This is a genomic window from Cupriavidus sp. L7L, assembly GCF_004353535.1.
GTDB classification, from domain to species: domain Bacteria; phylum Pseudomonadota; class Gammaproteobacteria; order Burkholderiales; family Burkholderiaceae; genus Cupriavidus; species Cupriavidus oxalaticus_A.
The window spans coordinates 1-13,573 of sequence record NZ_SMNY01000013.1; the positions used below are offsets into that span (position 1 = coordinate 1).

A 13,573-nucleotide genomic window follows, 5' to 3' on the forward strand; every position below is an offset into this window, starting at 1 on the left:
TCGGCGACGAAACCATCGCCGATGCGATGCTCGACCGTCTCATGCAGCGCCATCACCGGATCACGCTCACTGGCGAATCGCTCAGAAAAGCATCACCAAAACCCAACATCCTGGAGCCCGAACTCGACCAGAACTGATACGAAACCCTACAATCGACACCGCGCAACGCCTATCTCGCCAAATCGGTCACGTTCCCGAAATCGGCGGTCACGTTCGCCGAAATACGCAAATGGCTCGATGACGCATCGGACAAGTGTCCCTTCATGGCCGGCAAGCGACCGCAGGCCGGCCAAGTCTCGTAACTACACTTCGGTCTGCTCAGCCATCTCGAGCGCGTCGTCCACTTCGATGCCAAGGTAGCGTACTGTGCTTTCCAGCTTGGTATGTCCAAGAAGCAGTTGAACAGCTCGCAGATTCCTCGTACGCCGGTAGATCAGAGCTGCTTTGGTGCGCCGGATGGAATGTGTTCCGTAAGCTGAATCGTCAAGACCAATGGAGGCGACCCAGCGATGAACGATCCTCGCATACTGTCGCGTTGACAGGTGCGGTGATGCGTGCAAACGACTCGGAAAGAGATAGTCGCCCAACTTGAGTCCACGAGCATGAATCCAACACTGAACGCTTTGGTGAGTTTGCTCGGTGATCTCGAACTGCACTGGCCGCTGAGTCTTCTGCTGCATAACCGTTGCCCGGGCGCCAACCTGGCTGCCAATGCGGATGTCCTGCACGCGCAGGCGGGTCAGGTCGCACGCTCGGAGCTTGCTGTCAATGGCAAGGTTGAACATCGCCAGTTCGCGAACATTCATCGTAAGCTGAAGCCGAGTTCGGATTGCCCATATTTCGTTCAACTTCAGTGGAGGCTTCTGGCCCGTCAGCCTCCCTTTGTTCCATGGAACGTGACGCGTGTGGTCGAGAGAGGTGTCTTCCATGATGGTCTCCTTTCAGATGAAGGGGAAACCAGTCTGCGCCTCTGCCAGTGGTCGCTGATCGACTGAACTCGGACGTTCGACCATAAAAGCCCGAGGACGCTGCCACGGGCGGCCGCTATTGGCCTGGCACGGCCATCGCACTCTTTCAGTCGAATGAAAGCAGGTCGGCCTCCGCAGAAATGATCTCGTCGATAGCTTTGCGGAAAGAATCAGCGTGAAGACAACGCGTATGCGGGGGAAGTTTTCCCCCACATGCGGGTGACTGGGCAAATCCACTGTCGGTGGTCACTGAACCACGTAGCGTCCCGGGCGGTGGTTGGTCGCCAGTACGAAATTGAGCACGACTGCACTGAGAATGGATAGCGCGACTCGCGGCCATGGAACGGTCACCAGCGCGGCTGCGACGATCGCCGCATCCACTGCCATCTGTACATGACCGGCACGCCAGTTGAGACGCTCCTGAAGCACTAGCGCAAGGATGCCCGCACCGCCGAGGCTTGCTCTGTGCCGGAACAGAATCAGGAATCCGTTTCCCAGCAGTGCACCTCCAAGTACTGCAGCGAGCCGCGGATCGAGGGTGGCGAAACTAAGCCAGCGTGGTAGCAGATCGCTTTCGACGGAAACCAGAAACACGGCAACAAACGTCCGGAACGTGAACGTCCTGCCCATATACTTCCATGCCAGCCAGTAGAAGGGCAGGTTGAGGACGAAAAAAGCCAGGCTGAACGGCAGGCCACCGATATAGTGGGCAAGCAATGCGAGACCAGCCGTGCCGCCGGACAGCAATCCGGACTGCTTGAACATTGCTAGCGCCAGCGCAACTAGCAATGTGCCTATCAACAATGCCTGCAAGTTCTCGAGGGCGGTGTGGCGGGGGCTTGCAGGCGTCATGGTGGGGGCCCTGGGGATCTGCCTGGGCAGGTGAGTCGGATTGCGTGGCGGACTACGACAGGTGAAGTGTAGCGATGCCGAACGAGATCTCGCATGATCACGGTCAAGTATCCCTGCCTGCTGAGGCGGCCGAATAGGCACTCGTCAGTCCGGCCTATCTCGTCTCTTTGATATGAAAGCGGGATATCTCGACCCGCTTGGGCCATTGACTGGCAGGTATGGAGGGCAGTGATGGCCGATTAACGTCATCCGATTCGGAAAGGTCGTTGGCCGTACCCGACCCACCTCCGCCGTTGGACAATGTCAGGTGGAACGTCCGAGTCGGCCGATTTTGCGACAGTCGAGTAGGCTGCTTCACCGACCGGTTTGGGGCCCGTCAGCGTCTCTGTGCATCCCAATGAGGCGGTCAGCTTCGACCGCGGCGGCAAGGCGCAATCCGGAATGTGGACGGTATGATTACCAGTAGTCATCGTTGCCCCGCAACAGCACCGGATTCACCACCCGGATGCTTCGAAACGCAATCTCGATCAACCCGCGCCTCTCTAGTTTCTTCAAAAGCTCGTTCAACGTTTGGCGCGACACGCCGACTATTGCAGCCAGGTCCGCTTGGGACACCTTGACGGTGACAGGACCAAGTTGTCCATTGCCCGGGCTCTGTAGCTGCAGCAATTCCGCCAGCTTTGAACAAACACGCTCTTCCGGTGAAATCAGCTTTGAATCCGAGATGTGGCGCAGCATGCTGGCATAGCGCTGCGCAATGAACAGCGCGAGGTAGCGGTAGAAGATCGGATCTTCCATTGCGATTCGCTCGAATTGCGCCTTGGAAAGCAAGAATATCCGGACGTCCGTGTCAGCTATCACTGCCACGGTGGTCTTCGCATCGGTAATCAGTGCCAATGGGCCAAACCAGAAGCCGGGATCCCCTACGTGATAGAGGTTCTCCTCGCCGCCAACCAGCACGCGCGTAACGCGGACGTGGCCCTCCAGCACAGCGCCCATCGCCTTAGGCGTACTTCCCTGCGCGGAAATCACCGCCCTCTTGGTGAAGGTGCGCACTGTCCCGCGGGAAATGAGCTTGTCCTGCAAGGCTGTGGGCAAATTCGCAAACCACGCATTGCTTACAAGGATGCGTCGGAGTTCTTGATCAGTGAAGTCACCAGGGGCGGGCATGGACAAGAAACGAGATGAGTTGTCGCCTGGGCGACAAGTGGCAGGGCCCTTCAAATGTAGCATGCCCTCCAGTCTGGCCATGCTGGCCGGAACGCTTGACAACAGCAAGGAGACGAGTCGTGAAACAGCATTCTGGTTCGAGATCGGTCAATTCGGCCGCATGCCATCAAGTCCGCCGCCGAATCGCCATGGCACTGGCGTTTGCCGCTGCCTGCGGCGCAGTTGGCACGGTAGCCGCGCAATCGCGGCCGTCGAGGTCTGACGGGGCTGCGGTCGCGGATGTTGCCAAAAATGTGGCTCCTGGCCCGCGCAGTTGCTTCTGGTCGCGTGGCCCGGTCAGTGCCGATCCGTACATTAATATCGCATACCCTGATGCCGCCACGTTTTACTGGAGCGCGACGTTCTCAATTCCCGAGGGCGCCAGGCTTTCCATTGAAGGCAACTTTCCGCACTCGCGGTATATGTCGCTGATCAGCTATGACGGCGCCGGCGTTCCTGTCGAATCGGTTGCCGACTATCTGATCAGGCCCGCAGCGGGTGCGGTGAATCCCTTCCTGCCCGGGGCAAATCGCAATGCTGAAGCACGAGGCTATTCGCTGACGGTAGTTGACGCAGCGCCTCCGGCCGACCAGCCTGTGGGCATGAACCTGCTCGGGCAGCAGCGCACAACATTGCACGCCCCGAAGTACGGATCCGGTCAACAGCACCTCCTCTATCGCATCTATGCGCGAGACAAGCAAATGGACGAGACTGGAGGCGTCGGACTGCCCATTCCCGTGCTGACACTCGCGGACGGCCGGGTGCTGAGGGGTGATGCGGCGTGTCCTGTCTTGCGCGCCCAGCAGCCGATGCAGATCGATCCGGCAGCGCTCGCGGTCCCGAGGGAGAAATACCGCGAACTTGTTGCCATCGCCCGGGAGGTAGGCAGGGAGAAGAATCAGCCTGCGTATCCGGCAACCAACCCGCCCACCTGGTATATCCAGTACGACCGAGAGTATCTCTACAGCCTGTACACCGGGAAACCGCTGGCCAGCCCAAAGAAGAGTACTGGCGGCTTCTATCCGAACCTCGACAACCAGTACATCCGCACCATCGTCAACCGCAAGCTGGGCAAGGTGTTCGTCATTCGCGGCAAGGCGCCAACCACGCCGCGCACCGCCAACGGGGATGCGGTGATGGGCACGGGCGAACTCAGGTACTGGTCCATGTGCTCGAACCAGGGCTTTGCCAATACACGGGTAAATGGCTGCGTCTATGATGAGCAGGTGCCGGTTGGTCCGGATGGCTTCTACACTATCGTAGTGAGCCGCAAGGAAGACCGTCCGAGCAATGCAATCGCACAATGCGGCATTGCCTGGCTGCCAATGGCAGATGACGGGGATGGCGCTGGCGACGCCGATGTCTCGGTGGTGCAACTGCGGCACATGCTTGGGACGACGGACTTTCCCCATGCGGTACAGGCCATCTCAAAGCCGGGCGATGAGCGCCAGGTGATGGGCGACTATTACCCGGCAGGCCGCTACATGTCGACGTCAGCCTTCGAGAACGCGGTGCCATGCATGCAGGGCAGGCATTGATTCGCCGCAGCGCCGGCGAACTTCTCTCGGAGCGGTCGGCCGCTGGCGACATCGCAGAGCCACCGCTCCACTTTGGTACCCGACGGGTCGGGACCTCCCCCCATCGAAGGCTGGGCCAGCAGGCGCGGAGCGAGCTGCCCCAGCTTTTCGCAGTTCGCTCGCTCCGCGCCAACTGGTTGCCTCGAATAGGCCTGCAACGGCGGCCGCCCGAGTGGTCACAATGGAAAATGCATGAAGGGCCGCTCCTGGCCCGACTACGGCCAACGCCTTCCCTCGGTCGAACGGCAGCAAATCGGCCTCCTCAGTCATCCGACGGTGCGTCCTTGAATGACTCAGACTGGCCGACAAGAGCCGGTCGGTAAAGAGCGCGGCTCGCTGCCGCAGACGCAACATGACAAAAAACGTCCCCGCCGCTCGGAGACAGCGGGGACAAAAGAGCATCTCTAATCGCGGTAGGAATGCCCATTACTGAGCACCCCCCGCACAGATCCGTACGAGCCCAATTCGGGCATACGGCTCCTACCTTGGGTGTTTTACGTCAAAGCGCCGGTCGGGCCATGGATGAAGGATTCGAGGCTGTGGGAGCCAGGCATCCGCTATCCGCTCGACCCGCGTCCACGTCATGTGATCCTTTTGGCTGCGGCGCCGGAGCGCACGCCGCCAGAGGTCGACAACGTGGTAGCGGAAAGCGCCGAGCGCTCGCCAGTTCGTCGGTACTGCGTGGTACGCGAAGTATCCGCGCACCACCTGCCTGAGCCAGTTTCCTTGCGCGGGTATCGGTTCGTGCATGCGCCGCCGCAGGTCCGCTTTGATCTGCCTGAGCTTCGCCCGCATGCGATCACCTCGGGTCTTCCTCTGCAACTGGAAGGCACCACGACGCGATCGTCCGCAGATAAAGATGAAGCCCAGGAAGGCGAAGGTCTCCGGCCGGCCAAGACCCCGGCTCTGGCGCTTAGCCGCGGCGTTGCGACCAAATTCCAGTAGGCTCGTCTTGTCCGGGTGAAGCACCAGCGAGAACTCCTCCAGCCTTTTTCGCATCGCGTCCCAGAAGCGCCGCGCGTCAGCTTCGTGCTCGAAACCAACAACATCATCCGCGTACCGCAGGATAATGACGTTGCCTTTAGCTTCTCGCCGTCGCCACTGGTTGGCCCAGAGATCAAACACGTAGTGCAGATACACTCTTCCGCTGCCTTGCAGCTTGACGTACACGTTCCAATCCCTGTGGCACGCTTACCCGGTTCTGTGCCCGGCACGTGTTGGACTGACCCGTGTTCCCCTTGGTCCCCGCGCTTCGCTCCACCCACTCCGCAGCCGGTCTCCCGGCGTTGTTCGCAGGCTTCTTCGCTATTACGGCGGAGTCTGACTTCTCCCGTCCGTTCATCATCGGCTACGGCTCCTCGCCTTCCCGATGCGGACCAGCCCATGCTGCGACTGGCCAGACGAGAGATCTCCCGGTTCCCGCGCAAAGAGCGTCCGTACGTGCCAGGTTCTTCGACCACGCCGGGCCGTCGGGGCGCTCGCGCTCGCGCACCCCTCCATGTTGCCTTCCGCGTTCTGAACCGCGTCGGCACCCGGAATTACACAACTATCGCGGCTCAATGGCTGGCCCGTACGTTCCCCTACCGACGCTTCGCCGACCACCTCACGGTAGCCTGCGCACGGCTCGGGGCCGATGTGGTTCGCTATTCCTTCATCGTAGTGGACTTTCACCACCTACTCCTTGCCGGTCTCCCGGCGCACTCAGAAATTATGGCGGATGCCGACAGCGGCGCCGAACATCGAACTCTGTCCCGTGCCGAGGAAGTATCCGTTGATAAAGCTGATTGCGGACGTGTCGAAGTTCAGGCCTGCATTCTTCGAATATGCGGTCGTCAGATAGACGTCAGTCCGCTTGGAAAGACGGTAGTCGGCAATGAATGAGAGCTGCCATGGGTTCTTCATACTTCTATCGCCAAACTTTTTGATGTCGTCGTAGTAGTAGCCCAGGGTCAACTCAATTCCCTGAGTGAGGTTGTAGTTGGCACCCGCCCAGTAGAAGTCATCACGCAAAACCGTTGAGCCATCGGCACCCCTGCTCTGACCCCAACGGTAGCCAGCCATCAGCTTGGCGCGCCCATCGAAGCTGTAGCTCGCAGCGAAGGCGGCTTTCTTAAAGCTACCAGTGTCGCCCGCCGTGGTCAGCGTAGGGTTGTACTGGTTGTATCCCACGGTTGCGGAAAAGGGGCCAGAATCGTACGTCAATGCGGCGCCATAGCCGGTGTCGCGACGAAACTGGCCCGGGACTTCACCATTGCCGAGGACCCCGTTGCCAAACGACCAGTTGGCGCTTGCAGTCAGGGGACCGAATACCCCGGTGTACTTCAATGTGTTGTCAGAGCGGAAGTCCATGCCAATCTGTGCCACGATCGGTTCATACTGCGTTGAGAAGGCTGTCGGCGAGAAGTTCGCCAGCGCGTCGAACCAGCTTATGTACTGGCGACCAAAGGTGAAGGTACCAATCCCCTTGTCATCGAAGCCGACAAATGCCTGGCGGCCAAACAGGCGCCCCCCTTGCTGCATCATGCCATTGTCCAGGCCGAAGCCGCCTTCCAGCACAAAGATTGCGTTCAGGCCGCCACCAAGCTCTTCGGTTCCCCGCATGCCAAAGCGCGAGCCCGACAAGCCACCCGAGTTCAGGCGGTAGACGCTCGTACCAGGACCCGTGCTGAATCCGTTTTCAGCGGACGGCGTCACGGTCGAGAAGTGATTGACATACTCGAGGTTTGCGTCGACCCCTCCATACAGCAACACACCGGATTGAGCCTGCGCTGCGCCACAGGCAAGCCACGCACCCAGCGTCAGCGCGGCACTGCGGCATTTGATCCCATACGTCGATTTCATTTTTGTCTCCCTTTCGTGGTCAAACCTTCTGGCATGAGGGGCGCCCCTATGGACGCGTTGATCCATTCGTCCCTTTTCGTGTCAAAAAGGGGCGGCCTTGACGGAACTACTACTAAGAGGGCAAGAGCCGCACGGGCCCGCGGTCGATGCACTACGCCGGAAGGTCCGTGCAAGCGGTATCACCGCGGCGGTGAGTGCCTGCCGACGCACCACAACAGCGTGCTGTCAGCGATCAGCCTGAGTGACCTCACGCGCTACGAGGGCGAGCAGACCCAGCCGGCCATGGGTGACCGGGCGATGCTTCCGCGGCGAATGGCTGGAGTCAGCCGAGGCCTGCCGATGCCCGTTGAGTTGTCATGACTTCCGTTGCGTCAGCCAACGTACAAGAAGCAGGACTAGCGCCGTCGCCGTAATGAGAACGGTCGCCACTGCGGTGATGGTCGGTGTGATCTCCAGCATCAGGTCGTTGTACATCTTCTTCGGTACGGTGTTAATCGTGCCCGCGAGAAAAACGCTCACGATGACCTCGTCAAAGCTGATGACGAAGGCAAAGATCCAGGCCGCTGCCAGATTGGGCGCCAGCGTCGGCAACACCACCCTTCGCATGGTCTGCGACCAGCTCGCCCCCAGGCTCCATGCCACCTGTTCCATGCGGATATCGAAGCCTCGGATCGACGTGTTGAGCACCATGACCACGAACGGAATAGCGAGCAGGGTGTGCGCGAGAACCAGGCCCGCGATCGTGCCGAGCAGATTCCAGCGCGCGTAGAAAAAATACAGCGCGATCGCGATAATGACGCCCGGCACGATCAGTGGCAGCATCAGATTGGCTTCGGCCATCGCGCGCCATCTTGGTTGCCCGCGACCCAGGCCATAGCTCGCCAGGCTACCGAGTATGACCGCCGCGCTGGCGGTCAGCGTCGCGATCAATGCGCTGTTGGAAAAAGCATCAATCCAGTCAGCATCCGACAATAGAACCTGAAACCATCGAAGGGACCATCCCGGTGGGGGAAAGGTGAGGGCGTTTGCTGAAGAAAATGACATGGGTAGCACGATGGCCACCGGAATCAACAGGAAGGCGAGGGTCAACAAGGCCCAGGCGCGGAGCCAAAGCGCAGACATTGTGTGTGGCGCGTTCATGATTTTGTCTCCGTCATTCGATTCAGGCGAAGGAAGACCGCAAAGACGCCGAGTGCAAACGCGAGCAACGCCGTTGATATTGCGGCCGCGAGCGCCCACTCCGACGTCTCATTGATCAGCGTGTCAAGAAGGTTGCCCAGAAGTGGCACCTTGCCCCCTCCGAGAATGGCCGGGGTGATATAGAAGCCAAGGCTCAACATAAACAACAATAGGACGCACACACCCAGCGCGGGCAATGACAAGGGGAAGAAGACGCGCCAGAAGATCTGCCGCCTGGATGCGCCTAGTGATGCCGCCGCCTGCAGCAGTCGATCATCGATCCGCAACATGGCAGTAAGGAGAGGCAACACCAGAAAAGGCAGCAGTACATTGGCCATGCCAATCGTGACGCCGACTTCTGAGTACAAAAGCGTCAACGGCTCACGGATCAAGCCCGTGGCCAATAGGGCCCGATTCACCAGGCCCGCGTTTCCCAGGACAACAATCCACGCATAGGTGCGCACCAGGATGCTCACCCAGAATGTCATCAACACCAGAGTCATGACCACAGCGCGGCGGCGCTCGTCGAGCCCGCGCATCCAGTACGCCAGTGGATATCCAAGAAGAACGCACACGACGGTAGCGATCAGGCTCACGCGCAAGGTGTCCACGAAAACACGAAGATATGCCTTCGTCGTCCACGCTTCTTTGAAGTAATGGAGGGTGAGACCAGTACCACCGTGCACCGACTTCGCCAGCAGGCCGCCCAATGAGTAATCAAAGACGATCAGGAAGAGGGCCAGCAGCGGCAGAGCGCGCCAGCCGTTTGCGTCGGGCATGATTCGATGCCAACGCGAGGAGTACATAGTAGTCATGGTGCGACCTTGGGGCGTTCAGGTGTTCAGGAGGAAGTTTGACCAGACCTTGTTCACTTCCGTCCCGTTCTTCTGCCACCATTGGGCGTTCTGTTTGAACTGGGCCTGCAGATTGGCCTTTGCGGTGGGGAAGGACTGGAACGCCTTGGCGCCCAGGAGGCCTTCCAGTTGCGGGCTGTTGCCACTCAGAGGCAACACCCTTGCCGCGACCATCTGATTTTTGGCAACGGTCACCTCATGTAGAAACTTCATGGCCAGGTCTTTGGTGGCGGCAGGCTGTCCGCGCGGTACGACAAGCCAGGCAATGTCGTACATGCCTTGATTGAAGGTTGAGCGAATTCCCGGCTCCCTTTCGATACCGGCCGACCAGGTCACTGCATACTGGACTTCGTTGTCCTTGAGCAGTTGCAGAGGTTGTGTTCCCGTTTTCCACCAGACCGAGACATGGCTCTTGATGCGTTCGAGCTTTCGCATGGCACGATCGACATCAAGAGGGAACAGGCTCGCCGGGTCCACTCCGTCTGCCAGCAAGGCAAATGGCAGTGTGTAATGCGGATAGGCAGACATACATCGCTTGCCCGGAAAGTGTTGGACATCGAAGAAATTCGCCCATGTCTTTGGCGCTGGGTTGCCATCGCGCCACGCCATGACTGTGGAGAAATACTGATAGCCCATGCCGTAGTCATCGCGGGCTTCAGGGAACATCGGGTCGGGATGAATTGCCGTCCAGTCCAGCTTCTCCAGCAAGTTGAGTTCGCGTGCTTGCGCCAGGGTTGACGAGCCAAGCTCGAACAGCGCCGCATTGATACGGCCGCTTTCCACCATCGCACGCAGCTTGCCCAGGGACGAGGGCGCCTCGCGAACCACCCGCACTCCGTACTTCTCGGTAAAGGGTGGAATGTAGGCGGCGGCGATGGATTCACCAGTGGTCCCGCCAGAGTCGATCAGGCGAATGCTCGTGGGTGCTGCCGCAAATACCTTGGGACAGGCTACCATCAGGGAGGCTGCGGGTGCGGACAGCAAGAAGTCGCGACGGTTCATGGAACGTTCTCCAGGGTTGGGATGTGTGTCGAGGCCGTTGGAAGCGGGAGGAGCCCGATGCGGCGGACGCTTCGTGATATCGCCGATTCAGGTGCAAGGCCAGGCGTCTTCGGCACGCCAGGAAGCGTGGACGCGCTCCCCGGGGGAAATGCTCGAGGCAGGGGCGGTGGCCGGGATATTGGCCACCATCTCGCCACCGCCGTCTAAAGTGATGTGCTGGCGTATGGATGGCCCCAGATAGACGGTGTGACGCACTTGGCCCGACACACCGAAGCCGTCTTGTTCCCGGTTAATCCTGAGCCGCTCAGGGCGCACGACGGCTTGCCCGCCATCGGGTGTTTCGACGAAATTCGCCATGCCGAGAAAGGTCGCGACGAATGGATTGGCTGGCCTCAGATAGGCCTCGTTCGGAGGCGCTACTTGTTGCAGTCGCCCTTTATCGATGATCGCGAGGCGGTCGGAAAGAGACAGCGCTTCCTCCTGGTCGTGTGTGACCAGAATCATGGTTACGCCCAGAGAACGCTGCAGCTCCTTCAATTCAACTTGCAGGCGTTCGCGCAATTGCCGGTCCAGCGCGCCCAGGGGCTCGTCCAGCAGCACGATCGATGGTCGAAATACCAGTGCACGCGCAAGCGCGACCCGCTGCTGCTGCCCGCCTGAAAGTTGCGAAGGCCGCCGGTCCCGGACTGCCGTGAGCTGAACTCTTTCCAGCATCTCGTTGACCTTCTCGGCGATCTCGTGTCGTGGGCGGCGCCTGATCGAGAGCGGAAAGGCTACGTTGTCGAAAACCGAGAGATTGGGAAAGAGCGCGTAGTTCTGAAACACCACGCCAATGCCTCGCTGCGCCGGCTCAAGGGTAGTGACGTCACGGTCGCCAATCAAGAGCCGGCCGCGACTGGGTGCCGCCATCCCCGCTATCAGGGATAGCAACGTCGTTTTTCCAGATCCGCTGGGACCCAGGATGGTGAAGAGCTCACCCGGCTTAACGTGCAGGTTGATCTCGTGCAGCACCGTCGTGCTGCCATAGGATTTGCCCAGGCCTTCCAGGGTGATCGAGTTTGAGCGCGGTGATGCCGCCCCACTGGAATCTACCTTCAGGGGAAGCATGTTCGGCTTCGAGTTTGCACGGATGATTCGGTCCCTCGTGGTTTCCATCGAGTTCAACCTTTCGTGGCAATGAGTTTGCATAGGCGGGCCGCGCCCGGGCCGAGACCCAGGCGGCAAAGTCCGCCAGGATTGTTCAACTGCTGGGGAGTGCGCGGTCTAATTCAGCCAAGCAGGCGCTGTTCCCACTCGCTGAGAGAGGTGTCCAGCCGATCCATCATGTCGTCGATCTCGTCGGGCTGAATGCACAAGGGGGGAGAGATCATAATTGGCAAACCGCGGCGTAGCGCCGCGCTGCGACGGGGGCCATACAAGGTCCCATAGATCGCCAGGCCGTTTTTGAGAGCATAGGCCTGGAAGAGTCGCTCCGCCCCTTTGTCGGCGTCGAAGTATTCCCGTCGCTCTTTCGACTCAACCAGTTCGATCGCCATGAACAGCCCCCAGCCGCGGACGTCAGCCACCGTGGGATGTTCCTTCAGCCTCTTGGTGTGCTCGAACAAGTGAGGGCTCATTGCAGTGGTTTGCTCGACCAGCTTGTCTTCCTTCAGGATCTGCAGTGTTGCCAATCCTGCCGCACAGGCCATGGGATGGCCTTGGTACGTGAAGCCGTGCAGGAAATATGCGCCGTCCTTGCGGAAAGGCTCGTTCACCTTATCGCTCACCAGCACAGCGGCGAGCGGCAGATTTGAACCCGAGATGCCTTTGGCCAGTGTCATCAAATCCGGCTCGACATCGAAGTGTTCCATTGCGAACCACCGGCCCGTCCGGCCGAACCCTGTTACCACTTCATCCGCGATGAGGAGTACGTTGTGCTCGTCGCAGATGCGGCGGATTTCTCGCCAATAGCTTGCGGGGGGAACAAGACCGTAGTCCGCGCCAACGCCATGCGGCGTGGCAATGAAGGCGGCCACAGTATCAGGATTATTGAAGTACAGCACTCGCTCCAACTCCTGCGCACACTGCACGCCCCAGGCGTCGCGACCCATGCCCGGTGGCATGTGAACTTCGCTGTATTGGGCCATGTGAAGCCACGGTGACATGACTGGATCGAAGGTCTTTCTGTATCCAGGATTGCCTGCCAGCGACATGGTTGCCAGCGTCATGCCGTGATAGGACTCGAAGTAGCTCACCACCTTGTATTTTCCGGTGGCCCCGGTCAGTACGTGATACTGCCTGGCAAGCTTTAGCGCGGAATCGACCGCTTCGCTGCCGCCGCTGCAGAGATACACCGCGTTCAGTGATGGCGAGGCGATGGCCGCCAGAGCCTCGCAGAGCTCTGCGCGTCTGCGGTTGGCAAACGTGGGGTGGACATACGCATAACGATCGAACTGTTCACTCAGCGCCGCCTTCATCCGTGGGTCGCCGTGGCCAATGTTGACGGACATCGGGCCGCCAGACGCATCGATGTATCGCTTGCCCTCGGTGTCGTACAAATACACGCGTTCTGCGTAGGCGAGTTCCACATCGAACGGGTGATGCGAAAAGCAATGACGCCACGCCCCCTCGGGGGCCAGCATGCCGGGCAGATCATGGTCAAGAGGGCTGGCAGGTGAATGGGAAAGCATGCGGTCTCCTTCTGGGAATAGGGTGCGGTCGCAGGGCGTGAAGTCATGCCGCCTCATTGGGGCGGCACGCACAACGTTGCTGTTGTTGTCTGCTGACGGAGGAATGCTATAACGAGCGTTATACAATTACAATTGTCGCGACGTCAGGGATTACGCGTATGGGAACGGGTGTCGCTGGGGACGCGGTAACGCCTTCCCGGTTAGGTGCATGACCGGTTACATTAGTCGTTGCTGCGCAGCGTCTTCAGGTTGGGAGTGCACAATTGACTCCCTGGAACCGCAGGATGGGATTGCTAGGTGAAAGTTCGGCCAATGCTCGACCCCTGACCGTGCCACAAGATGACGTCTTCACTTTTTGCGCCATATTCCCGAGCCGATCGCGTCGTTCGGAAGTTGGTAGTTCTCTTAAATTGCTAGCTCTC

General features: G+C 59.7%; 12 protein-coding genes. 2 read left to right on the plus strand and 10 right to left on the minus strand.

Annotation, left to right across the window (positions count from 1 at the left end; translation table 11 throughout):
* Positions 1-137, plus strand: a 137-nt coding sequence (locus E1J61_RS38230) for an ATP-binding protein (RefSeq protein ID WP_243736883.1), incomplete at its 5' end; no start/stop codon positions are given.
* A gap of 165 nt (positions 138-302) precedes the next feature.
* Here the strand turns inward: E1J61_RS38230 and E1J61_RS15405 are convergent.
* The 3 genes from E1J61_RS15405 to E1J61_RS15415 form a co-directional block, all read right to left on the minus strand.
* A complete protein-coding gene (locus E1J61_RS15405) occupies positions 303-929 on the minus strand; it encodes a tyrosine-type recombinase/integrase (protein ID WP_133094936.1) in 627 nt (208 codons plus the stop codon).
* 285 nt (positions 930-1,214) lie between these two features.
* Positions 1,215-1,820 (minus strand): YitT family protein, encoded by a 606-nt coding sequence (locus E1J61_RS15410; protein ID WP_133094937.1) that lies wholly within the window; start codon positions 1,818-1,820, stop codon positions 1,215-1,217.
* A 456-nt stretch (positions 1,821-2,276) separates the two neighbouring features.
* Positions 2,277-2,906 carry a Crp/Fnr family transcriptional regulator gene (locus E1J61_RS15415; RefSeq protein WP_243736875.1) on the minus strand — a complete coding sequence of 210 codons (630 nt, stop codon included), beginning with the start codon at positions 2,904-2,906 and terminating at the stop codon, positions 2,277-2,279.
* Between the two features lie 203 nt (positions 2,907-3,109).
* Between E1J61_RS15415 and E1J61_RS15420 the strand changes: the two genes are divergently transcribed.
* Positions 3,110-4,567, plus strand: a complete 1,458-nt coding sequence (locus E1J61_RS15420) for a hypothetical protein (RefSeq protein WP_243736876.1) — start codon at positions 3,110-3,112, stop codon at positions 4,565-4,567.
* Positions 4,568-5,086: 519 nt separating this feature from the next.
* On the opposite strand, the gene E1J61_RS15425 is transcribed toward E1J61_RS15420, so the two are convergent.
* From E1J61_RS15425 to E1J61_RS15460, 7 genes are all read right to left on the minus strand, one after another.
* Positions 5,087-5,776: a hypothetical protein gene (locus E1J61_RS15425; RefSeq protein WP_368671150.1), complete on the minus strand. Its 690-nt coding sequence runs from the start codon at positions 5,774-5,776 to the stop codon at positions 5,087-5,089.
* Between the two features lie 531 nt (positions 5,777-6,307).
* Entirely contained in the window at positions 6,308-7,447 is a 1,140-nt protein-coding gene (locus E1J61_RS15435; protein WP_133094939.1) for a porin, read from the minus strand.
* A 354-nt stretch (positions 7,448-7,801) separates the two neighbouring features.
* A complete protein-coding gene (locus tag E1J61_RS15440) occupies positions 7,802-8,587 on the minus strand; it encodes an ABC transporter permease (RefSeq protein ID WP_133094940.1) in 786 nt (261 codons plus the stop codon).
* Positions 8,584-9,405 carry an ABC transporter permease gene (locus tag E1J61_RS15445; protein ID WP_165971480.1) on the minus strand — a complete coding sequence of 274 codons (822 nt, stop codon included), beginning with the start codon at positions 9,403-9,405 and terminating at the stop codon, positions 8,584-8,586. Before E1J61_RS15445 ends, E1J61_RS15440 begins: the two co-directional genes overlap by 4 nt.
* 54 nt (positions 9,406-9,459) lie before the next feature.
* On the minus strand, positions 9,460-10,482 hold the full coding sequence (locus E1J61_RS15450; protein ID WP_133094942.1) for an extracellular solute-binding protein: 1,023 nt from the start codon (positions 10,480-10,482) through the stop codon (positions 9,460-9,462).
* 87 nt (positions 10,483-10,569) lie between these two features.
* The gene (locus E1J61_RS15455) at positions 10,570-11,589 is read right to left on the minus strand and encodes an ABC transporter ATP-binding protein (RefSeq protein WP_133094943.1); all 1,020 of its coding nucleotides are present in this window, start codon (positions 11,587-11,589) and stop codon (positions 10,570-10,572) included.
* A gap of 161 nt (positions 11,590-11,750) precedes the next feature.
* The gene (locus E1J61_RS15460; protein WP_165971481.1) at positions 11,751-13,151 is read right to left on the minus strand and encodes an aspartate aminotransferase family protein; all 1,401 of its coding nucleotides are present in this window, start codon (positions 13,149-13,151) and stop codon (positions 11,751-11,753) included.
* Positions 13,152-13,573 lie beyond the last annotated feature (422 nt).

Excerpts from the sequence above, each read along its gene's own strand:
- E1J61_RS15405 (WP_133094936.1), bottom strand. The coding sequence starts at position 929 with ATGGAAGACACCTCTCTCGACCACACGCGTCACGTTCCATGGAACAAA.
- E1J61_RS15410 (WP_133094937.1), bottom strand. The coding sequence starts at position 1,820 with ATGACGCCTGCAAGCCCCCGCCACACCGCCCTCGAGAACTTGCAGGCA.
- E1J61_RS15435 (WP_133094939.1), bottom strand. The coding sequence starts at position 7,447 with ATGAAATCGACGTATGGGATCAAATGCCGCAGTGCCGCGCTGACGCTG.
- E1J61_RS15440 (WP_133094940.1), bottom strand. The coding sequence starts at position 8,587 with ATGAACGCGCCACACACAATGTCTGCGCTTTGGCTCCGCGCCTGGGCC.
- E1J61_RS15445 (WP_165971480.1), bottom strand. The coding sequence starts at position 9,405 with ATGCCCGACGCAAACGGCTGGCGCGCTCTGCCGCTGCTGGCCCTCTTC.
- E1J61_RS15450 (WP_133094942.1), bottom strand. The coding sequence starts at position 10,482 with ATGAACCGTCGCGACTTCTTGCTGTCCGCACCCGCAGCCTCCCTGATG.
- E1J61_RS15455 (WP_133094943.1), bottom strand. The coding sequence starts at position 11,589 with ATGCTTCCCCTGAAGGTAGATTCCAGTGGGGCGGCATCACCGCGCTCA.
- E1J61_RS15460 (WP_165971481.1), bottom strand. The coding sequence starts at position 13,151 with ATGCTTTCCCATTCACCTGCCAGCCCTCTTGACCATGATCTGCCCGGC.